19 protein-coding genes and 1 other RNA gene are annotated in these 20,226 nt (G+C 73.5%); 6 read left to right on the top strand and 14 right to left on the bottom strand.

The features are described 5' to 3' along the window. The first annotated feature begins 2 nt into the window (after positions 1-2). On the top strand, positions 3-1,565 hold the full coding sequence (locus EKG83_RS04755; RefSeq protein ID WP_051765467.1) for an alpha/beta hydrolase: 1,563 nt from the start codon (positions 3-5) through the stop codon (positions 1,563-1,565). A 4-nt stretch (positions 1,566-1,569) separates the two neighbouring features. Here the strand turns inward: EKG83_RS04755 and EKG83_RS04750 are convergent, their stop codons facing one another. Continuing rightward, positions 1,570-2,409 (bottom strand): helix-turn-helix transcriptional regulator, encoded by an 840-nt coding sequence (locus EKG83_RS04750; protein ID WP_033430329.1) that lies wholly within the window; start codon positions 2,407-2,409, stop codon positions 1,570-1,572. A gap of 117 nt (positions 2,410-2,526) precedes the next feature. Between EKG83_RS04750 and EKG83_RS04745 the strand changes: the two genes are divergently transcribed. The 3 genes from EKG83_RS04745 (at position 2,527) to pip (ending at position 5,332) form a co-directional block, all read left to right on the top strand. Next, positions 2,527-3,276: an SDR family oxidoreductase gene (locus EKG83_RS04745; RefSeq protein WP_033430512.1), complete on the top strand. Its 750-nt coding sequence runs from the start codon at positions 2,527-2,529 to the stop codon at positions 3,274-3,276. 167 nt (positions 3,277-3,443) lie between these two features. Further along, positions 3,444-4,301: a 3-methyl-2-oxobutanoate hydroxymethyltransferase gene (gene panB, locus EKG83_RS04740; RefSeq protein WP_033430330.1), complete on the top strand. Its 858-nt coding sequence runs from the start codon at positions 3,444-3,446 to the stop codon at positions 4,299-4,301. 92 nt (positions 4,302-4,393) lie between these two features. Further along, complete coding sequence (pip, locus tag EKG83_RS04735; protein WP_033430331.1) at positions 4,394-5,332, top strand: prolyl aminopeptidase; 939 nt, start codon at positions 4,394-4,396, stop codon at positions 5,330-5,332. Positions 5,333-5,513: 181 nt separating this feature from the next. Here pip and EKG83_RS04730 read toward each other — a convergent pair whose 3' ends face one another. The 11 genes from EKG83_RS04730 to EKG83_RS04680 are packed head-to-tail and all read right to left on the bottom strand — an operon-like array spanning position 5,514 to position 16,309. Beyond that, the gene (locus EKG83_RS04730; RefSeq protein WP_033430332.1) at positions 5,514-6,305 is read right to left on the bottom strand and encodes a helical backbone metal receptor; all 792 of its coding nucleotides are present in this window, start codon (positions 6,303-6,305) and stop codon (positions 5,514-5,516) included. Position 6,306: 1 nt separating this feature from the next. Further along, the gene (gene npdG, locus EKG83_RS04725) at positions 6,307-6,975 is read right to left on the bottom strand and encodes an NADPH-dependent F420 reductase (protein ID WP_033430333.1); all 669 of its coding nucleotides are present in this window, start codon (positions 6,973-6,975) and stop codon (positions 6,307-6,309) included. 12 nt (positions 6,976-6,987) lie between these two features. Then, complete coding sequence (locus tag EKG83_RS04720; RefSeq protein ID WP_153277874.1) at positions 6,988-8,409, bottom strand: RNB domain-containing ribonuclease; 1,422 nt, start codon at positions 8,407-8,409, stop codon at positions 6,988-6,990. 39 nt (positions 8,410-8,448) lie between these two features. After that, positions 8,449-8,637 carry a hypothetical protein gene (locus EKG83_RS04715; RefSeq protein ID WP_033430334.1) on the bottom strand — a complete coding sequence of 63 codons (189 nt, stop codon included), beginning with the start codon at positions 8,635-8,637 and terminating at the stop codon, positions 8,449-8,451. Between the two features lie 31 nt (positions 8,638-8,668). Then, positions 8,669-9,187, bottom strand: a complete 519-nt coding sequence (locus EKG83_RS04710; protein WP_033430335.1) for a hypothetical protein — start codon at positions 9,185-9,187, stop codon at positions 8,669-8,671. Positions 9,188-9,199: 12 nt separating this feature from the next. Continuing rightward, positions 9,200-10,198 (bottom strand): C40 family peptidase, encoded by a 999-nt coding sequence (locus tag EKG83_RS04705; protein ID WP_033430514.1) that lies wholly within the window; start codon positions 10,196-10,198, stop codon positions 9,200-9,202. Positions 10,199-10,202: 4 nt separating this feature from the next. Then, the gene (locus tag EKG83_RS04700) at positions 10,203-10,814 is read right to left on the bottom strand and encodes a hypothetical protein (RefSeq protein ID WP_033430336.1); all 612 of its coding nucleotides are present in this window, start codon (positions 10,812-10,814) and stop codon (positions 10,203-10,205) included. Further along, positions 10,814-12,715 (bottom strand): hypothetical protein, encoded by a 1,902-nt coding sequence (locus tag EKG83_RS04695; RefSeq protein ID WP_033430337.1) that lies wholly within the window; start codon positions 12,713-12,715, stop codon positions 10,814-10,816. Before EKG83_RS04695 ends, EKG83_RS04700 begins: the two co-directional genes overlap by 1 nt. Beyond that, on the bottom strand, positions 12,712-15,576 hold the full coding sequence (locus EKG83_RS04690) for an ATP-binding protein (protein ID WP_033430338.1): 2,865 nt from the start codon (positions 15,574-15,576) through the stop codon (positions 12,712-12,714). The genes EKG83_RS04695 and EKG83_RS04690 overlap by 4 nt, the downstream gene beginning before the upstream one ends. Further along, positions 15,557-16,030: a hypothetical protein gene (locus EKG83_RS04685; RefSeq protein WP_033430339.1), complete on the bottom strand. Its 474-nt coding sequence runs from the start codon at positions 16,028-16,030 to the stop codon at positions 15,557-15,559. The genes EKG83_RS04690 and EKG83_RS04685 overlap by 20 nt, the downstream gene beginning before the upstream one ends. Before the next feature lie 3 nt (positions 16,031-16,033). Continuing rightward, positions 16,034-16,309 (bottom strand): hypothetical protein, encoded by a 276-nt coding sequence (locus EKG83_RS04680; protein WP_033430340.1) that lies wholly within the window; start codon positions 16,307-16,309, stop codon positions 16,034-16,036. A 384-nt stretch (positions 16,310-16,693) separates the two neighbouring features. Between EKG83_RS04680 and EKG83_RS04675 the strand changes: the two genes are divergently transcribed. Next, complete coding sequence (locus EKG83_RS04675) at positions 16,694-17,044, top strand: hypothetical protein (protein WP_033430341.1); 351 nt, start codon at positions 16,694-16,696, stop codon at positions 17,042-17,044. 60 nt (positions 17,045-17,104) lie between these two features. Here the strand turns inward: EKG83_RS04675 and EKG83_RS04670 are convergent, their stop codons facing one another. Continuing rightward, positions 17,105-18,712 carry a DUF6345 domain-containing protein gene (locus EKG83_RS04670; protein ID WP_153277873.1) on the bottom strand — a complete coding sequence of 536 codons (1,608 nt, stop codon included), beginning with the start codon at positions 18,710-18,712 and terminating at the stop codon, positions 17,105-17,107. A 330-nt stretch (positions 18,713-19,042) separates the two neighbouring features. Then, an RNA gene (gene rnpB, locus EKG83_RS04665) (RNase P RNA component class A) lies at positions 19,043-19,443 on the bottom strand. Positions 19,444-19,668: 225 nt separating this feature from the next. Here rnpB and ssuE point away from each other — a divergent pair. Beyond that, on the top strand, positions 19,669-20,226 hold the full coding sequence (ssuE, locus tag EKG83_RS04660; protein ID WP_033430343.1) for an NADPH-dependent FMN reductase: 558 nt from the start codon (positions 19,669-19,671) through the stop codon (positions 20,224-20,226).

The raw sequence follows: 20,226 nt of genomic DNA, 5'->3' as shown, positions 1-20,226 counted from the left end.
GTGTGCGCCGATCGCTGCTGCTCCTGCTCGCCCTGCCGGTCCTCGCCTCCTGCACGACGGTGGTGACCGGTTCGCCGAAGGCCGGGACCACCCTGGAGCAGAGAGGGCCCGCCGGTGCCGTGCCCGCGGGGCTGGAGCGGTTCTACGGCCAGCGGCTGGGCTGGGAGGACTGCGACGCCTACGCGACCACCGGGTCCTCGGCCGCCGCGCTGAGGAACAAGCGGAACCTGGAGTGCGCCCGCCTGGAGGTGCCGCTCGACTACTCGCGGCCCGACGGGAAGACCATCAGGCTCGGCCTGCTGCGCCAGCCCGCCACCGGCGACCGCATCGGGTCGCTGCTGATGAACCCGGGCGGCCCCGGCGGGTCGGGCATGACCGCCGCCGCGAGCCTGGCGCCCGGCGTCCGGTCCTCGCCGCTGGGCGAGCGGTTCGACCTGGTCGGGTTCGACCCGCGCGGGGTCGGCGCGAGCGAGCCGCGCGTCCAGTGCCTCACCGACGCCGAGCGCGACGCCGAGCGGCTCGACGTCGACGTGGACACCTCGCCCGCGGGCGTGGCCGAGACCGAGGCGGAGAACAAGCGCTACGCCGAGAAGTGCGCCGAGTACAGCGGCCGGGACCTGCTGGCCAACGTCGGCACCCGCGACGTGGTGCGCGACCTCGACGTGATGCGGTCCGCGCTGGGCGACGAGAAGCTGACCTACCTGGGCTACTCCTACGGCACCTACATCGGCGCCGAGTACGCCGAGGCGTTCCCCGGCAACGTGCGGGCGCTGGTGCTCGACGGCGCGGTCGACCCGAAGCAGGACCAGGTGGAGTCGCTGATCGCGCAGGGCGCCGGGTTCCAGAAGTCCTTCGACGCGTTCGCCGCGTGGTGCGCGCGGCGCCAGGACTGCGCCCTGGGCACCGACCCCGCCAAGGCCAACCAGGCGTTCCGCGACCTGACCCTGCCGCTGGTGCAGCGGCCGGTGGCGGTCGGCGACCGGCAGCTGTCCTACAACGACGCCATCACCGGCGCGATCCAGGCGATGTACTCCCAGGAGCTGTGGGCGCCGCTCAACAGCGGGCTCGCGGAGCTGAAGGAGGGCCGCGGCGACGTGCTGATGCTGCTGGCGGACAACTACTTCGACCGCGACAAGGACGGCCGGTACGGCAGCGTCACCGACGCGTTCACCGCGATCAAGTGCGTGGACGAGCAGCCGGTGACCGACCGGGCCGTGCTCGACGACGTGGCCCGCCGGTACAAGGCGGCCGCGCCGTTCCTCGACGACGGCAACCCGGCGGTGGGCGTGCTGGACCCGTGCGCGTTCTGGCCGGTGCCGCCGACCGCGCAGGACGGCGCGCCCGGCCCCGGGCTGCCGCCGGTGCTGGTCATCTCCACCACCGGCGACCCGGCCACGCCCTACGAGGCGGGGGTGAGCCTGGCCCGGGAGCTGGGCGGCGGGCTGCTGACGTTCGAGGGCAACCAGCACACCGTCTACCTGCAGGGCGACGAGTGCGTCGACACCGCCGGGAACGCCTACCTGGTCGACCTGGAGCTGCCGCCCGCGGGCACCCGCTGCTCCTGACCGCTCAGGCGTCGACCCCTCGGGCGTCCACCGAGGCGTTCCAGCTGGCCAGCAGCTTCAGCCGCTCCTCGGACGGCGAGCCGGCGCGGGCGGTGTAGACGTTGAGGGTCAGGTCCGGGTCGCCGCCGGGCCGCAGGGCCTCGTAGTCCAGGTCCAGGTCGCCCACGAGCGGGTGGTGGAGCTGCTTGGTGCCGTGGGTCTTCTCCAGGACCTTGTGCTGCGCCCACAGCTTGCGGAACGTCTCGTCCTTGACCGACAGCTCGCCCACCAGCGCGGCCAGCCGGGCGTCGTCGGGGTAGCGGCCCGCGTCCAGCCGCAGGAAGGCCACCATGTCGGCGGCCACCGACGGCCAGTCGCGGTAGAACGTGCGGGCCTCCGGGCGCAGGAAGGTGTGCCGGGCCGCGTTGCGCTCCTCGGCGCTCAGGCCGCCGAAGCCGTACACGGCGTCGGCCAGGGCGTTCGACGCCAGGATGTCCGAGCGGCGGCCCATGACGAACGCGGGCACGTCGCCGACCATGTCCAGCAGCCGCAGCAGGCCGGGGCGCACGCGCTGGGGCGCGGGGCGCCTGGTCGGCGTCGGGCGGACCAGGTTGCGCAGGTGGGCGCGCTCGGTCTCGTCCAGCCGCAGGACGCGGGCCACCGCGTCGAGCACCGAGTCGGACACGGCCGGGGTGCGGCCCTGCTCCAGCCGCATGTAGTAGTCCACGCTCACGCCGGCGAGCATGGCCAGCTCCTCCCGGCGCAGGCCGGGCACGCGGCGGCGGCCACCGACCGGCAGGCCCACGTCGTCGGGCCGCACCCGCGCCCGGCGGCTGCGGAGGAATTCGCCGAGGTCGTGGTTCACCCTCCCAGTATGGCCGGGCGCGGCGCGCGGATCCTGGTACTGGCAGACCCAGGAAAGCCGGACCCCGGACGAACGGGGCCTCCGGTACCCCGGCCGACCGGGGCCAGTGTGGTGGTCATGAGCTACGACCTGAACAACCGCACCGCCGTCGTCACCGGGGCCGCCAGCGGCATCGGCGCCGAGATCGCCCGCGTGCTGGCCCGCTCCGGCGCCAGGGTGGCGCTGCTGGCCCGGCGCGCCGAGCGGCTGACCGAGCTGGCCGAGAAGATCGGGGCCGAGGGCGGGCAGGCGCTCGCGGTGCCCGCCGACATCACCGGCGACCTCGCGCCGGCCGTGGAGGCGGTCCACGCCGCGTTCGGGCGGGTCGACCTGGTGGTCAACAACGCGGGCGTCATGCTGGCCAACCCCATCACCGCGGGCCGCGACGACGAGTGGGGTCGGATGCTGGACACCAACCTCAAGGGCCTGCTCAACGTCATCAAGGCGTTCACCGACGACCTGGTGGCCGCCGGGCGCGACGGCGCCGCGGACCTGGTGAACATCTCGTCGGTCGGCGCGCACCTGACCTTCCCCACCTACGCCGTCTACACCGCGACCAAGGCGGCGGTGACGCACCTGTCGGCGAACCTGCGCACCGAGCTGGGTCCGCTGGGCGTGCGGGTGACCAACGTCGAGCCCGGCCTGGTGCACAGCGAGCTGGCCGACCACATGGACAACCCCGAGGTGTCGGCGAGCCTGGACGCGTGGCGGGAGCAGGTGCCGCCGCTGGACCCGGCCGACGTGGGCGACGTGGTCGCGTTCGCCACCAGCAGGCCGAAGCAGGTCAACCTGCGGCAGATCATGGTGCTGCCGACCGCCCAGGTCTGACCCCTCGCGGCCGGCGTCCCGCGCGGGGCGCCGGCCGCGGCCGGGCGTGTGAAGCTACTCGCACTCCGCGCAATTCCCCCTCGGGCGGTGTCAGGCTGGGTCGGTAACCGTGCAACGAAAGCCCGGGGACCCGCGACGGAGCAGGCCCCGAGGGAGGACGGTCGACGATGACTTCTGCCGAGGTAACCGCGCCCTACGGGAACGGGGCGGGTGGGTCCGCCCCGACCGGGAAGCGAGTGCGGGTCCACCACCTGCGCGAGATGAAGGACCGCGGCGAGCCGTGGCCCATGCTCACCGCGTACGACATGTACACCGCGGAGCTGTTCGACGAGGCCGGCATCCCGGTCCTGCTCGTCGGCGACTCGGCGTCCAACAACGTCTACGGCCACGACACCTCGCTGCCGGTGACCGTGGACGAGCTGATCCCGCTGGTCCGCGGCGTCACCCGGTCGGTGAAGCGGGCGCTGGTCGTGGCCGACCTGCCGTTCGGCTCCTACCAGGTGTCGGTCGAGCAGGCCGTGGCCACGGCGGTGCGGTTCATGAAGGAGGGCCGCGCGCACGCCGTGAAGCTGGAGGGCGGCCGCCACTTCGCGCCGCACGTCGAGGCGATCGTGCGGGCGGGCATCCCGGTCATGGGGCACGTCGGCTTCACCCCGCAGAGCGAGCACCAGCTCGGCGGGTACCGGGTGCAGGGGCGCAACGAGGCGTTCGACTCCGTGGTGGCCGACGCGCGCGCCGTGGAGGAGGCGGGCGCGTTCGCCGTCGTGCTGGAGATGGTGACCGCCGAGGTCGCCAAGCAGATCACGCACGACCTGCGCATCCCCACCGTCGGCATCGGCGCGGGTCCGGACACCGACGCCCAGGTGCTGGTGTGGCAGGACATGATGGGGCTGCGGCGCGGGCGCGCGCCGAGGTTCGTCAAGCGCTACGCCGACATGGCGGGGCTGATGATGTCGGCGGCGCAGCAGTTCGCCGCCGAGGTCAAGGGCCACCGGTTCCCCGGCCCCGAGCACACCTTCCACTGAGGTCGCGCGGTTCGGGCCGTCGCCGGGCTCCCCGCCGGCGGCCCGAACCCGGGTTGATCCACTTCCGCCGGCGTTGCGGCAGAGTGGGACTCATGTACCCCGAGACCGAGCCTTACGACCAGGGCCTGCTCGACGTCGGCGACGGGAACCGCGTCTACTGGGAGGTGTGCGGCAACCCCTACGGCAAACCCGTGGTGTTCCTGCACGGCGGCCCGGGCGGTGGCTGCGCACCCGTGCACCGGCGGCTGTTCGACCCCGCCGCCTACCGGATCGTGCTGTTCGACCAGCGCGGCTGCGGCCGGTCGGTCCCGCACGCGGCCGAGCCGGGCGCGGACCTGGGCGCCAACACCACCTGGCACCTGGTCGCCGACATCGAGCGGATCCGCGAGCACCTGAGCGTGGAGCGGTGGCAGGTGTTCGGCGGGTCGTGGGGCGCGACCCTGGCGCTGGCCTACGCCCAGACCCACCCGGAGCGGGTGACCGAGATGGTGCTGCGCGGGGTGTTCATGCTGCGCCGCAAGGAACTGGACTGGTACTACGGCGGTGGGGCGGGGTTTTTGTTCCCCGAGCGGTGGGAGCGGGTGACGGCGCTCGCGCCCGACGGCGACGTGATCGGCACCTACGCGCGGCTGCTCAACGACCCGGACCCGGCGGTGCACGAGCCGGCGGCCGTGGCGTGGAGCGTGTGGGAGGGTGCGACGGTCACCCTGCTGGAGCGGCCCGAGCTGGTCGAGGCGTTCGCGCGGCCCCGGTACGCGCTGGCGTTCGCGCGCATCGAGAACCACTACTTCCGCCACCGCGGCTGGCTGGAGGAGGGGCAGCTGCTGCGCGACGCGGGCAGGCTGGCCGGCATCCCGGCCGTGATCGTGCAGGGCCGCTACGACGTGACCACGCCCGCCGTGTCGGCCTGGGAACTGCACCGCGCCTGGCCCGGCTCGGAACTGGTGGTCGTCCCCGACGCCGGCCACGCCTTCGACGAACCCGGCACCCTGCGCGCCCTCCTGGCCGCCACCGACCGCTTCCGCCCCTGAACGCGGAACTCGGGGGTCCCGAACGTTCGACACGAGGGTCCCGAACGTTCGACTCGCGCGTCCTGAACGCATGACACGCGAGGTCTGAGCGCATGACACGCCGGGTGGACGCGCTCTCAGCCCGGCGTGTCATGCGTTGGGGGCCCGCGTGTCATGCGTTGGGGGCCCGCGAGTCGAACGTTCAGGGGGGTTGTGTCGAGCGTTCGGCGTCGTTGAGTTCTGCGTTCAGGGCTGCTTCCAGGGCTGGGCGGGCCGGTACCAGGGAGGGGCCGTACCAGGTCAGGTGGCGGCCGGAGACGTGGACGGGGCGCAGGGTTGGGAAGTGCTCCGGGCCGTCGGTGGGGGTGAAGGGGTAGGGCTCGTCGGGGAGGATCACCAGGTCGGCGTGCTGGAGGTCCGCCAGGGGTGGGCGCGGGTAGCGGTCGGGGTGGGTGGCGAAGGCGTTGACCACGCCCAGGCGGCGCAGGACGTCGCCGGCGAAGGTGTCCCGGCCCAGCACGACCCACGGTTTGCGCCAGACCGGGACGACGGCGCGGGCCCGCGGTGGGGTGACCTCGCGCCACAGGTGCTCGGCCTCCACCAGCCAGGGCGGTTCGGCGTCCCAGGCGGTGCCCAGCAGGCGCCGCAGCGAGCCCAGGGCGGCGGGCACGGTCGCGGGTGCGGCGGTCACCCAGACGGGGATGCCGTCGGCGCGCAGCCGCATCACGTCCTCGGGCCGGTTCTCCTCGCTGTTGGCCAGGACCAGGTCCGGGCGCAGCGCCAGCACGCGGTCCACGTCCGGGTACTTCGAACCACCCACCCGTGTCACGTCCAGGTCGGGCGGGTGCGTGCAGTAGTCGGTGGCGCCCACCAGGGTCGACGGCTCGGCCACGTCGGTGAGCACGGCCTCGGTGAGCGACGGCACCAGGCTCACCACGCGGTGCGGCGGGCCGGGCAGCGGGACCGGCTCGCCGAGGTCGTCGACGGGCAGCAACCTAGAGCCCGGTGATCTTCAGGCCGGCGTGCGCCTTGTACCGGCGGTTGATCGCGATCAGGTTCGCGGTGAACGCCTCGACCTGGCCGGCGTTGCGCAGCCGCCCGCCGTAGACGCCGCGGAACCCCGGCACGGTCTCGGCCAGCGCCCGCACCAGGTCGGTGGCCTCGCGGTCGTCGCCGAGCACCAGCACGTCACCCTCGATCGACTCGACCGCCAGGTCGGCCAGGGTCACCGCCGAGACGTGGTGGAACGCCGCGGTGACCCGCGACTCCGGCAGCAGCGCGGCGGCCTGCTGCGCGGCGCTGCCCTCGGGCACCGGCAGCGCGTACGGGCCCTGCTTGTCGAAGCCCAGCGGGTTCACGCAGTCGATCACGACCTTGCCCGCCAGCGGCGCGCGCAGCGACGCCACGGTGTCCGCGTGCCCGTCCCACGGCACCGCCACCAGCACCACGTCCGACTGCGCCGCGCAGCCCTCGTTGTCCGCACCGGCGACGTGCCCGACGCCGGTCGCCGCCCGCACCTCCTCGGCCGCGGCCTCGGCGCGCTCCGCGTTGCGCGAACCGATCACGACCTTCAAGCCCGCCTTGGCCCACCGCAGCGCCAGGCCCTTGCCCTGCGCGCCGGTACCACCGAGCACCCCGACGGTGAGCTCACGAATATCAGTCACCCGGCCATCACATCACACGCGTTCGAAGACGACCTTCCGGCGATCGGGGTCCGCCGTCACCAGCCGCACCCGGATCCACTCGCCCTCCGGCAGGTCCTCGCCGGTGCAGCGGCCCATCACCGGCGGGTGCGCGACGAACACGTCCGCGCCGCCGCCCTCGGCGCGCAGCACGACCGCGTCGAACTCGTGGCCGACCCGGTCGAGCAGCACCCACGCCTCGACCTGGTCCAGGCACGCCCGGTCGACCTTGCCCGCCAGCGCGTCCGAACTCCCCATCAGCGACGGCAGCTTCGGCAGCGCCCGCCGCAGCCACTCCGGCACGGGCTCGCCCGCGGTCACGGCCAGGCACACCTCGGTGGCGAACCGGTCCACCAGCCTGCGCAGCGGCGCGGTGACGTGCGCGTACGGCGCGCCCAGGCCGGCGTGCGTGGTGACCTCGGGGATCTCGCCGTCGAACGCGGTGTAGCCGGCGCCGCGCAGCAGCCGGGTCGCGTCCACGAACAGCGCCAGCGCCTCCGGCCGCGCCGGGTCCAGGCCCGCCAGCAGCTCGGCGGGCGTCACCCCGTCCGGCCACGGCACGCCCAGGGCGTGCGCGGACCGCCGCAGCGCCTCCACCGCGCCGTCGTCCGCGTCCGGCAGGGTCCGCAGCACGCCGACCCGCGCGTCCAGCATGATCCTCGCCGCGGCCATGCCGGTGAGCAGCGAGACCTCGGCGTTCCAGGTCTCCACGTCGGCGCGGGGCCGGATGCCCAGCTTCCAGTCGCCGTCGCCGTTGGGCACGATCTCCTGCTCCGGCAGCTGCAGCTCCACCGCGCCGCGCTCGGCGGCCCGGGCCCGGCGCAGCCTGCCGAAGTCGGCCAGCGCCTCGATCGACGGGTGCGGCCGGCCCGCGTCGAACGCCGCCTGCACGCCCTCGTAGTCGAGCTGCGCGGTCGAGCGCACCAGGGCCCGCCGCACGCGCACCTCGCGCGGCTCGCCGTCGGGGCCGCACCCGAACGTCCACAGCACCGCGGGCCGCACCTGGCCGGGCAGCAGGCTCGCCGCGCCCTCGGAGAGCACCGGCGGGTGCAGCGGCACGTTGCCGTCCGGCAGGTACAGCGTCTGCCCGCGCCGGCGCACCTCGGTGTCCAGCGCGCCGTCGGGCTCGACGAACGCGCCCAGGTCGGCGATGGCGTAGTGCACCCGGAAGCCGTCGCCGACCCGCTCCAGCAGCAGCGCCTGGTCCAGGTCCTTGGAGCCGGGCGGGTCGACGGTCACCAGCGGCAGCGCCGTGGCGTCCTCGCGGTCGGCGCGGTCGACGTCGCCCGACACGGCCCGCTGCGCCTCGGCCAGGGCGGCGGCCGGGAACTCGTCGGGCAGCCCGAACTCGGTCCGGACGCCGCCGAAGTCCAGGCCGGGGTCCGACTCGGCACGACCGGTGCGGATCACCACCATGGGTGCACCCTAACCCCGGTGGTGGCGATCAGGCCGGCGTCAGCGCTTGCCCCACTCCCGGTCGGCCTTGTCCTCGGCCTCGGTCCGCTGCCGCGCCAGCTCCAGCGCCCGCTGCGCGGTGGCCTCGTCCGGGTACGGCCCCATGCGGTCCGCGGCGCGGCAGCCCACGCCGTGCTCGACGGTGCGGTGGGTCAGGCAGTAGTACCAGGCGTTCGGGTCAGCAGCCATGCACCCAGGTTTCCACGCGCGGCGGCGCGTGTCATGTGCGCCACCGGGAGGGCGGCGGTGCCTGCACGGGCAGCGGGCCCGACTGCGGGTGGGCGTGGGGCTGGGGGAAGCCGCGCGGCGGGGTGTTCTGGTTGGCGTTGGCGTACTCGCCCGGGAGCGGGTCGAGCACCGACACCAGCGCGGTCTGGTGCTCGGGGTCCGGGATCTTCTTGCCGGCGCGGTCGCGGTAGACCAGCTCGCCGTCGGAGTCGATCTCGACCAGCACGCCGACCTCGGCCAGCTGCTCCTCGTCCAGGTCGACCAGCCGCTCCTGGCGCGACGGCACCACCCGGTACACCGGCCAGTTGAGGTGGCCGTAGGTGCGGTGGAAGTCGGCGAGCAGGTGCGCCATCTGCTGCTGCCACGGCAGCGGCATCGCCTCGACCAGCGACCGCGGCAGCACCGCGTACTGCGCGTCGGTGCCGGGCGGGCGGGTGTTGAGGTAGTCCCGCGCGGGGGTGCTGGACGCCGGCGGGCCCGCCGGTCGCGGGATGGGGTCGTGGTTGAACACCCTCGTGCCTCCCTACACGCCCGGCCGGACGGCCAGTGGCATCAACTCGTGGTAGTCCCAGTTGATCTTGCTGATCTTGACCACGTCGCCGGTCTGCGGCGCGTGGATGTACTCGTCGTTGCCCAGGTACATGGCCACGTGGTGCACGGTGACCGGCAGCGCCGGGTTGGTCGCCCAGAAGATCAGGTCACCGGCCTTGGCCTCGCGCACGGGCAGGTGCGCGCCGCCGGCCACGTACTGGTCGTTGGCCACGCGCGGGATCTTGATCCCGGCCGCGGCGAACGCCTTGACCAGGATGCCGGAGCAGTCCCACGCGTCCGGGCCGTTGCCGCCCCACAGGTACGGCTCGCCGAGCTGCTGCTTGGTGAAGTCGATGGCGGTGGCCGCCGCGCTGGACGCGAGCAGGTAGTCGCCCGCGGCCTCGCCGCAGCCCGCCGGGTCGCTGACGTCGCCCTCCTGCCCGATCAGGAACGCCGCCATCGCCTCCCACTTGTGGTAGCGGTCCGGGAACGCCGACCGCTCCACGTCCTGCGCCGAGTCGCCGGGCCGCTGCTGCTCCCAGTCGGGGACCTTCAGCAGCACGTCGTAGAACTTGTTGATCGCGTACTCGGGGTCCATCACCTGCTGCGGCGTGCCCCAGCCCATCGACGGGCGCATCTGGAAGATGCCCAGCGAGTCGCGGTCGCCGTGGTCGAGGCTGCGCAGGCCCGACTCGGTCATGCCCGCCTGGATGGCGACCTGCCAGGCCAGCGGCGGCAGCTCGCGCTTGCGGCCGATGGAGATGATGTTGGCGACCGTGGTGAGCTGCTCGTCGGTGAGCCGGTCGGCGTCGCCGCGGCCCCTCTCCTCGCCGCCGCCGGTCCACGGGCCGATCGAGGCGTTGCAACTGGCCATGAGCACGCCCGCGCCGCCCTCGACCGGCGTGTTCTCCTTGATGACCGTGGACACGCCGTTGGTCACCACGACCGCGACCACGGCGACCACCGCGGCGACCGCCATCCCGATCTTCAGCACGTCAGCCCACCTTGTCGTACTCGTGCACGCGCCAGCCCTCGGGGAGCTTCGCCACGGTCACCACGAGCTTGCCGTCCTCCAGCGGTGCCTCGAACTCCACCGAATCGGTGAACGACCTGACCGCCTTGACCGGCTGGTCGATCACCACCGGTACGTTCACGGGGTCGATGGACTCCAACCGGGGGAACAGCTCGTTGGAGGTGTAGGGCCTCAGCTCCTCCAGCCACTTCTCCTTGGTGGTGCGGCCGGGTTCGAAGTCGCCGAAGGCGTCGACCCACATGTCCGCGACCAGCAGGGCGTTCGGGTCCACCGGGGCCGAGGTGCCCGCCGGCGTGGGGCTGGGCGCCTTGGTCGGCAGCGGGGTCGAGGTGACCGTGGGCAGCACGCCGACCTGGTTGCCGGGGCCGGAGGCGACCGTGGTGGACGCGGTGGTGGTCGCGGGCCCGGCGCCGCCGCCGCGGGCGCCGACCGCGTTGTCGAGCAGGACGCTGATCGCGATGACGGCCGCGGCGAAGCCGACGATCGCGGCACCCAGGTGGCGGGGCGACCTCAGCGGCCAGCCCCACAGGCGTCGGTAGACCGCGGCGCGGCCGCGGTTGGTCCTGATCGGCATCAGCTGTCCCTGACTTCCAGCCCGCGCGACGGCCGGTAGATCACGTGGACCTGCCGTCCCGCCACGACCTCCGTCTCGGCCCGGCGCGGGCCCGGCACGGCCGGGTTGTCCACCGGGCGCGACTGCCCGACCACCCGCGAGGGCACCAGCACCGCGTCGTCCTGGCGGTCCCAGCTCCGGTCGGCCACGGGCGGCGTGTCGACCACGCGCGAGCGGCCGGCGGGCAGCGCCGCGGGCCCGCCGTGCCCGCCGGCCGGGAGCGCGGCGAGCCCACCGCCGGCGGACGCCGGTGCCAGCTCGGGGACGCTGTTGCCGGCGCGGTCGAGGCGCTGCGCGGTGGCGACGACCGGGTTGGCCGCCTCGGGCCGCACCCGCCGCCGGTCCCGCTGGGGCACCTCGGGGCCGTCCGGGTCCGTGTCGCGCACGGTGTCCCAGAACTCCTCCTGCGGCGTCGGGCCCTCCTGCTTCTTGCGCAGCCTGGACAGGATGCCGCCGCGCATCGGCAGGGCGTTGCTCGCCGAGCCGACGGACATCTCGACCATCTGCCACATCCGGCGCAGCGGCTTGCCGACCATGAAGCACACCAGCGTGAGCATCAGGCCCAGCAGCGTCCGGGTGAGCAGCGACAGCCCGGTGGCGTTGAAGATGGCCTGGAGCAGCAGCGCGTGCGTGCCCGCCAGCACCGCCAGCACCAGCACGTTGAACACCGTGACGGCGGCCGCGCGGGCGACCTTGCGCAGCAGCTCGTGGTGGACCAGCGCCACCAGGCCGATGAGCGGGCCGGCCAGCGTGAAGACCCGCAGCAGCAGCTGCGCGAGCAGCACGGCGGCCTTGGCGAAGAGCTGGAACAGCGAGAACGCGACCGCCTGCAGCAGCGACAGGAACCCGGCGCCGGTGCGGCCGCCGTCGTCGCCGCTGAAGTAGCCCTTGGTGGGGCCGAGCTGGCTGTAGATGTTCTTGTACTCGGCCTTCTTCGCCTCCAGCGCGGCCTGGTCGCCGTCCTTGCTGTCGGTCAGCTCCTGCACCGTCCACGCCTGGGCGTTGAGCAGCTTGGGGCCGAACTCGCCCGCCTGCGGCGCCTCCGGCGAGCCGAACTCGCCGCGCAGCCAGCTCTGGTAGACGACGGTGTTGTGCAGCTGCGAGGGCAGCACGTCGAGGGTGTCCTGGTCGTCCTGCACGTCGATGAAGCCGGCCTGGATCTCCGAGGTCTTGGTGACCAGGGTGCTGTCGAGCAGGTCGTAGAACTGGGGCAGCGCGAGCGTCGAGGTCGCCAGCCACATCGCGGCCAGCGCCCACAGGCCCCGCTTGCTGATCGAGGCCAGGTCGCCCTGCCAGATCTGGCGGAACATCAGTACCGCCAGGATCAGCGCGACCAGGCCGAACCAGCGCAGGTAGACGTTGTCGTAGACCTTCTGGACGCCGTCCTTCACCGCCTGGTCCAGCGGCTGGAGCAGGCCCTGGCCGACCACCGTGTAGTGCAGGGCGTTCGTCGCGCCCACGATGTTCTTGCCGACGTTGAACAGCTCGTTGCCCATCCAGGTGTCCAGCACCGGGGTGGCGTTGGGCACCAGGCACTTCTCCTGGTAGGTGTGCCACACCATGCCCGCGTACCCGTAGTTGAGGTACGGGGTCTCGGGCAGGCCGTTGCCGATGGGCGGGTCGATCGCGCCGACCATGCCGGAACCCGGGCGCTCCGGGTTCGGCGCCTCACCGCACGGGGCGGCCTGCGCCGGCGCGGCGCCGATGACGACCTGGAGCCCGACCAGGGCCGCCACCACGGCCATGGCGCGCCACCGGCCGGCGCGGCCGCGCACCGGGGTGTCGTCGTCCCCGGCGCGTCTGAAGCGCCGCCGCGCGTAGAGCGCGGCGGCGACCAGTGCCACCACCAGCAGCGTGCTCATGCGACGCCTTCCCGGCCCGGGCGGCGGTTTCCCCCCTCGCCCGGTGCCGACTCGACCAGGTCGTCCACGAGGCCGACCTCCAGGTCGGCGGCCAGCTCGTCGTCGTCGTAGTCGTCGGTGTGCCGCTCGTCGTGGGCGAACGGGTCCTGCGCCGGGGCCGCCTCCAGCTCCGGCGGCGCCTCCGCGCCCTCGCGCATGGCGTCCGGCGTGGTGTCCAGGGCGTTGCGCAGGTGCTCCAGGTGCGGCCCGGAGAAGTCGATCCGGATCCGCTCCACGCCGCCGGCGCCGTCGGCGAAGATGAACTGCCGCGGCGCGCGGTCGCGCTCGGTGTTGTTGCGCACGCCGCCGGGGCGGCGGCCCAGCGAGGCGACGACCTGCTCGTAACCCGCGCCGACCGGCACCTTGAGCAGGCGCAGGGCGTCGGCCTGGGCCTGGTCGTCGTCCAGTCGGCCCACGAAGACCGAGTCGAGCAGGGCCACGAAGCCCTGGATCCGCAGGAAGTCCGCCGGGATCTGCGACGACAGCAGCACGCGCACGTTCCACTTGCGGGAGTCGCGGGCGAAGCGGTTCATCAGCACGCGGCCGGTGGGCACCTCGGACAGGAAGAACGCCTCGTCGATCCAGACGCCCTTGCGCAGGTCCTTGGGCCGCTCGTAGATCGACCGCTGGGTCAGCCACGCGGCGAGGTTCAGCATCTCCACGCCGAGCGCCTCCGCGTCCGTCCAGTGCTCGCGGCCCACGCCGTCCTTGGGCAGGTTCAGCCCGGCCATGGTCAGCACGGTCAGCCGGTCGTCGCGCTGCTCGTCGTAGGGGTCCGCGTCCTGCTCGGGGATGAGCAGCGACATGCGCTCCCGCATCTCGTCGAGGAAGTCGGCGACGACGACGGCGTGCTCGTGGTGCTCGCTGGCGTCGCGGCGCAGCGCCTCGAAGACCTGGCCGGGGTGCGCGTCGGGCCGGCCGCCGACCGTGCGGACCGCCCGCAGCAGCACGATCCGGGTCTGCGGCAGCCTGGCCACCTCGAACGGCAGCAGGCCGGTCAGCACGTCGAGCACCAGGCGGCGGCGGGTGGCCGCGGCCAGCGCGCGCTCGCGCCGCCACGCCCGCTCCGGGTCGTCCTCGTCGAGGAAGTGCTCCAGCTGCGGCTCGGCCACCACCCGGTACGGGTTGAGGATGCCCGGCTGGGCGTTGAGCAGGTTGATCGGCCGGGCGTACGGGCGCAGCTCCGGCAGGTCGCACAGGGCGGCCAGCGGGCCCGACGGGTCCAGCAGCGTCCAGTGCGCCCCGGCGCGCAGCGTCTTGTAGACGATGCCGCCGCCGAGGAACGACTTGCCCGCGCCGAGGCCCGCGACCATCGCGGTCAGGCCCGAGGCGTCGCGCAGCTCCTGCGCCATCCACGGGTCCCACGCCACCGGGCGGCGGGTCGCGGTGACGGTCTCGCCGAGCAGGATGCCCCGGCGGTCGCCCACCTCGGCGGTGGCCGTGGGCACCGACGAGGCCGCCCACAGCACCGAGCCGCGGCGCAGGTACGCCGAGGACGACAGCGGCTCGCCCGGGATGAACTCGCGGGCGATGGCGTACTGCGCCTCGGGGTGCTCGATGGCGACCTTCGGCTTGTAGAGGTCGAGCAGCGCCTGGGCCAGGCGCAGCGCCTCGCGCTCGGTCGGCCCGGACACCGCGAGCCGCCACCAGGACCGGACCCGGGTGCCCAGCGCGGTGAAGCCCGACGTCATCTCGTCGTCGATCTCCAGCACCCGGGACGCCTGGCGGGCCAGCGACTGCGGCGGCTCCAGCTCGTGCTCGTCGGTGTAGTGGCGGACCTGCGAGCGCACCTTGCTCATCTGCCGCTGCAGCTCGCCGGAGACCTCCTCCGGGCGGCGGACGTAGATGCGCGCCGACCACTCCACGGCGGCCGGCAGGCGGTCCGACCGCTGCACCCACGGGTCGTCGACCTCGGGGATCTGCAGGCCGTGCATCAGGCCGACGGTGAGCACCGCGACGTGCCGCTTGATGCCCGCGTTCGAGCCCGTGCGGCCGCGCACGACCACCGTCGGCGAGTACGGCTCCTGGTGGAAGTCGGCCGCGTCGGTGAACGACGCCAGGTCCTCGGGCTCCCACGGCGCGCCGGGCACGGCGGGCAGGTTGCGCGGCGCGGGCAGGCCCAGCGAGCACGACCGGTGCATCAGCCAGGACATCTCCTCGGCCGTGGCCGGGCGGCCCTCCAGGCCGGCGGAGCCGATCACCTGGTCCAGGTGGTCGATCTCGGACTCGATGGCCACCAGCTCGGCGTCCACTGCGTCCGGGAAGACCTTGCGCAGCACGGGGGCGGCGCGCTCGACCGCGCGGTCCATCATGTTGCGGGTCTGCACCTGGACGCCGAGGTAGACCTCCTTCTCCGCCATCGACCGGCCCATCAACTGCTGCTGCTCCCCGACCATGTAGTCGTCGAAGCTCAGCGTGCCCGGCGTGTCCGGCAACCGCCGAACTGCGTTGTGCACGTGCGCCTCGGCCCACATCCTGATCGGGTAGGGGCGGGTCGTCACGCGCAGGTGCATCCACCGGCCCTGCAGCTCGGCGTACTGGCCCGCGATCGCGGCGATCAGGTCCTGCCGCTGCGAGTCCGAGCGGAACGACCAGCGCTGCGGCGCGAGCCGGTACCAGGCGTAGACCTCCTGGCCGGTGCGCAGCAGGTGGCCGTCGATGCTGCGGGCGGCGATCGACGGCGTGTAGCTGGGCACGGCCTGCTCGCCGGGCAGGCGGCGGCCGCGCTTGCTGTAGACCTTGCGGTCGTCGCGCGCGGCGGCTGCGTGCTGGGCGATGTGCGCAGCGGAGCGTCGGTTGCGGTCACGCCGGCGTCCGAACACCGCGCACCTCCTTCTTACGGCGGTCTGGCGTGCGCTGCTGGGACCTGGCGGGCGCGTGGACGCGGTCCGCGCGGTTCCGCTTGACGCGCTTGCGGGGGCGGTGCGGGGCGACCCGGATGCGGGCGGCGCTCGCGGCGCCACCGCGTCCCGCGGTCGTCTCGCGCGGCGCGGTCAGCTCGCGCACCCACATCGTCATCACCGACGACAGGGGGCGCTCGTGGCTGATCCGCGCGCAGATGAAGCGGGTCAGGGCGACCGTGATCACGAAGCCCCACCCGGTGTTGAAGAAGTCGAACCCGAAGCCGAGCTGCCGCTGCACGGCGGTGACCAGGAGGAACACCACGATGCCGACGCCCCACGCGACGTAGCGCGCACGCCACGGGAACGTTGCCCTGGGCGGCCCGAGCCAGACGGCGTCGACCCGGTAGACCTCGTCGTCAGTGCGTACCCGCAAGAGTCACCCGCTAGTGAACAGGCCGGCGAGCCACTGGCCGATCTGCGCGCCGGCGTCCGTGGTCACGGCCAGCCCGACGATCGCCAGCGCGATGATCACCCCGCCCAGGCGGCGCATGACCCCGGCGTTGTCGCCCTTGCCGCCGCCCAGCCACAGCAGCAGCACGGCCACCGTGAGCAGGAGCAGCGGGAGCAGGTTGTCGAGGATCCACTGGCGCACCCCGCCTGTGCCCAGGCCGGGCTGTTGCTGGGCGAGTGTTACCAGGGTCATGGCGGTCATTGCAGTACTCCTGAGTACGCAGGACTTCGCCGGGCGGACCGAGGGGTGTCCGTCCGGTGGTGCGCTATCGAGTAGAACACGTCTTCGTCACGAGGTGTATCGGCCGGCCGGCGGTGGGTAGATCAACAACCATTCCCCTGTGAGTCGATTACGTCTAATCTGACCACAGCCATGATGGGTCGGGGGAAGCCGGTGGAGAACGCACGGCCCCGGATTCTCCCGATTGCCGGGATAGTTCACCCGATTGCGAAGTTCCTGCTCACGCTCAGTGCGCAAGACCGCGAGCCCTCCATCCGCCCACCAACTCAATGTGCCCCGTTCGGCGTAATGCCCGATCCGAACGGACCGCGCCCAATGGAGTGACGACGCCGAGGAGGCTCGTAGATGGCCACGCCGCCGGAAGCCGCACCCGAACCAGCCGCCGGAGTGAACGAGATCACCGTCGCGGTGACCGTTTCGGGCGTTGATCAGGCTACCGGCCCGGAGCGGTCGTCGGGGCGGCGGGTGCAGCGGACGGTCAACTTCGACCGGGAGGTCCTGGAGCGCGCGCGGGCGGCGGCGACGTACCTGGCGGCGTACGAGGCGTCGGCCGGCGTGCGCAGCCTGGCGGACATCGTCAACCCGGCCGTGGCGGCGTACGTGGCGGAGCTGGAGGAGCGCTACAACGGCGGCGAGGCGTTCCGGCCGGTGATCCGGATGCCACCGGGGCGGCCGCCGCGGCGCCAGGGCCCCTGACGCGGGGAGGCCCCTCCCGACCCGGGGGTCGGCAGGGGCCTCGCGGGTCCGGGCCGCCCGTCAGCTCGGGCCGGAGATCCGCCAGTAGCCGACCGTCGGCAGGGTGTCCGGGCCGACCGGGCCGCGGTTCCAGAAGTAGTCGTCGAAGTTGGCGATCCAGTTGTTCCCGATCGGGCCCGTGGTCGCCCACCGCACCCACGACGGCTGGGTGTCGATCGACGCCTGGGCCCACGCCACGCGCACCTTCAGCGGCCTCGTGAACGGGCGCGCCGAGCGCAGCAGGTAGTTGGCGTAGCGGGCGCCGAACGCGCTGTTCTGCACCACGGCGGTGTCGAAGCCGTTGATCTGGTGCAGGCCGCGGAACGCCCGGCCCCACCGCTGCCACCACGCCTGGCCGCTCGCCGTGCCCTGGAGCAGGTTCGGCGCGTAGAGGCTCATCCACTCGGCGTCCCGGTTGCCCCAGCGGGCCTCGGTGTTGCGCAGCACCGCGTCGTCGACCGAGCTGCACCGGGCGAAGGACAGCCCGAACGGGCCGCCGCTGCCGTGGAAGTAGGTCAGGTCGACGTCGTCGGCGTAGACGTGGTCCTGCCCGCCGGTGAACGCCGGGTCCTTGAAGTCCTGCTCCCACGCGTTGGCGCCGGTCCAGCTGAACTGCACCGGCACGCCGGCCGAGGTGAACCGGGTGTTGAAGCCGTTGACGTCGGCCGGCACCCCGAACAGGCCCTGGCAGGTGCCGGTGCCCTCGCTGCCGACGTCGACCCGCGTGGTCCAGTCGGCGCCGACGTCGCCGGCGGCGCCCGCCCGGCGCGGCGGCGGCACCGGGTCGGGCGCCGGCGCGGCGGAGCCCACCGCGGCGGGCAGGTAGAACACCGGGGCGCTCTCGCCCGGGTCCACGCCCTGGCACCGGAAGAACGGCTCCAGGTGGGTCTGGCCCGCGCCGAGCGGACCCGAGGGGTAGGCGTAGCGGACGGAGCCGAGCGGCGCGCCGCCCAGCACCTCGGCGCACTTCCGGTAGCCCAGGTCCAGGTGCTCGACCGGCTTGAGGCCGTCGAGGACCACGCTGCGGGCGGCGTAGGTGAGGTGGGTGACCGCGCCCGAGCCGTCCAGGGAGACCCGGATCTTCGACCCCGGGCCCTCCAGCGGCACGCCGCGCAGGGTGAAGTCGAACGTCACGGTCGTGTCCAGCGGCGCGCTGATCACGGTGGCGCCGTTGCCGTCGACGACGTCGACGGTGGAGTGGGACGCGCTCGCGGTGGCCTCGGCGGGCAGCAGCCCGATCCCGCGCAGGGCCTCGGTGACGCGCTTGGTGGCGTCCTCGACGGGAACGGCCTCGAGCCCGCGGAGGGCGGCGAGGTCGAGCTGGGTCTGCGTGGTCGCCTGGCCGCTCTCGTCCGGGGCGCCCGCGCCGCGGTCGACGGAGGGCACCCGCAGGTGGCGCTCCTCGTCGGTGAAGACGACGACGCCCTCGGCGGTGCGCTCGACGGACGGCAGGTCGAACGCCTTCCGCAGGGCGGCGGCCTGGTCCTCGGTCAGGCCCTCCGAGCGGACGGCGTAGACGGGTAACTCCTCCGCCGCGGCGGCCGCAGGCACTCCGCCGTTCAGGGCCGCCGCGCCCAGCAGCCCGGTCAGGGCGAGCACCGCCGCCCCCCGACGTCTGGTGGTGGACATGCGCTTCCTCCTTCTGGACGGCGGGGCAGGGCCCGCGGTCCGCCGGGAGGAGGGTGAGGTGGGCGGGCGGATACCGGAGATCACTCGAACGGCGTCACTTGTGTAACGGGGGTGGGGCGCACTGGATTCTCAGGCGCGCCAGTCTGCCCTTTTCACGGTGCTGAGCTGCGGTGTCGCCCCGAGGTGGGGGTGGGGCGGGGTGCGGGGAACCGCAGGAGTGACGCGCGGTGCCGACCCGGTCTCGCGGGCGGCGGCCGCCGGATCGGCGGGGCGGTCGGCCGGGGTGGGGCGGGGCCGCGTGCGAGGTGGCGGCGCGTGCGAGGTGCGGGGCGGATGAGCCGGCATGTAAGCCGGATTCTGTTCCCGGGGGCCTCGCGGCGCTCCCGTTCGGCGGCCATCCATCTCGGCCTGCCGTCGCCGACAGGCTCGTGCGGCCTACCCGCAGGCATCGGACGGGCCGTCCTCGAACGCCTGCGCAGGTGTCCCGGGGGACACCCTCTTGGCCTTGCTCCGGGTGGGGTTTACCTAGCCGCCCCCGTCACCGGGGGCGCTGGTGGTCTCTTACACCACCGTTTCACCCTTCCCCCGGCTCGCGCCGGGGCGGTCTGTTCTCTGTGGCACTGTCCCGAGGGTCGCCCCTGGTTGCCGTTGACAACCACCCTGCCCTGTGGAGTCCGGACTTTCCTCGGCGACGGGGGTACACCCGTCGACGCGGCCGCCCTGCCGACTCATCCGCTCGGCCCAGCTTAACCGCCCGGCTCCCACGACGTGGAACCGGGTACCCCGTCCCTTGTCCGCAGTGTGGTCGCGCTGCTCTACTCGGAACATGCCAGGAATCGCGGGGCTGACCCGCCGCCGGCACATTGATTTCGGGCGCACCTCCGGCGCCATCTGTTGTCGCTGACGAATTTCACCTCGTAATCCGAGCTGTTCTCACCGAGAGGTTCCAGCGACCCATGTCGTCCATCCTGCTGATTTCCGGGAGCCCTTCCCCCGTGTCCCGGACCGGTGTCGTGGTCTCGCGCGTCGAGCAGTTGCTGCGCGCGTCCGACCACGCGGTCCAGACCCTGCACGTCCGCACGCTGCCGACGTTGTCCCTGCTCACCGAGGACCTGCGCGACCCGGAGATCGGCGACGCGGTCGCCTCCGTGCTGCGCGCCGACGGCATCGTGGTCGCCAGCCCGGTCTACCGGGCGGCCTACAGCGGCCTGGTGAAGGCGCTGCTGGACCTGCTGCCGAAACGCGCGCTGCGCGGCCGGGCGATCCTGCCGCTGGCCACGGGCGGCAGCCAGGGTTTCCTCGTCGCGATGGACTACGCGCTCAACCCGCTGCTCGCGGGCAAGGGCGCGGACAACGTGCTGCGCGGCGAATTCGTCCTCGACGGCGACATCAACGGCGACGTGATCGACGCGAAGGCCGACCGCGGTTTGTGCGACGCGGTGGACCGGTTCGCCCACGCCGTCGCGGAGACGCGGTTCCGGCGTGGGCGCGAGCGGCTGCGCGCGGTCGGCTGA

It is taken from the genome of Saccharothrix syringae (assembly GCF_009498035.1).
GTDB classification, from domain to species: Bacteria; Actinomycetota; Actinomycetes; order Mycobacteriales; family Pseudonocardiaceae; genus Actinosynnema; species Actinosynnema syringae.
The sequence above is the reverse complement of the archived record's forward strand: the minus strand, read 5'-3'. Positions and strand labels throughout refer to the sequence as shown.

Excerpts from the sequence above, each read along its gene's own strand:
- EKG83_RS04695 (WP_033430337.1), bottom strand. The coding sequence starts at position 12,715 with ATGAGCACGCTGCTGGTGGTGGCACTGGTCGCCGCCGCGCTCTACGCG.
- EKG83_RS04720 (WP_153277874.1), bottom strand. The coding sequence starts at position 8,409 with ATGGTGGTGATCCGCACCGGTCGTGCCGAGTCGGACCCCGGCCTGGAC.
- panB (WP_033430330.1), top strand. The coding sequence starts at position 3,444 with ATGACTTCTGCCGAGGTAACCGCGCCCTACGGGAACGGGGCGGGTGGG.
- EKG83_RS04675 (WP_033430341.1), top strand. The coding sequence starts at position 16,694 with ATGGCCACGCCGCCGGAAGCCGCACCCGAACCAGCCGCCGGAGTGAAC.
- EKG83_RS04745 (WP_033430512.1), top strand. The coding sequence starts at position 2,527 with ATGAGCTACGACCTGAACAACCGCACCGCCGTCGTCACCGGGGCCGCC.
- EKG83_RS04700 (WP_033430336.1), bottom strand. The coding sequence starts at position 10,814 with ATGCCGATCAGGACCAACCGCGGCCGCGCCGCGGTCTACCGACGCCTG.
- pip (WP_033430331.1), top strand. The coding sequence starts at position 4,394 with ATGTACCCCGAGACCGAGCCTTACGACCAGGGCCTGCTCGACGTCGGC.
- EKG83_RS04670 (WP_153277873.1), bottom strand. The coding sequence starts at position 18,712 with ATGTCCACCACCAGACGTCGGGGGGCGGCGGTGCTCGCCCTGACCGGG.
- EKG83_RS04715 (WP_033430334.1), bottom strand. The coding sequence starts at position 8,637 with ATGGCTGCTGACCCGAACGCCTGGTACTACTGCCTGACCCACCGCACC.
- EKG83_RS04680 (WP_033430340.1), bottom strand. The coding sequence starts at position 16,309 with ATGACCGCCATGACCCTGGTAACACTCGCCCAGCAACAGCCCGGCCTG.
- ssuE (WP_033430343.1), top strand. The coding sequence starts at position 19,669 with ATGTCGTCCATCCTGCTGATTTCCGGGAGCCCTTCCCCCGTGTCCCGG.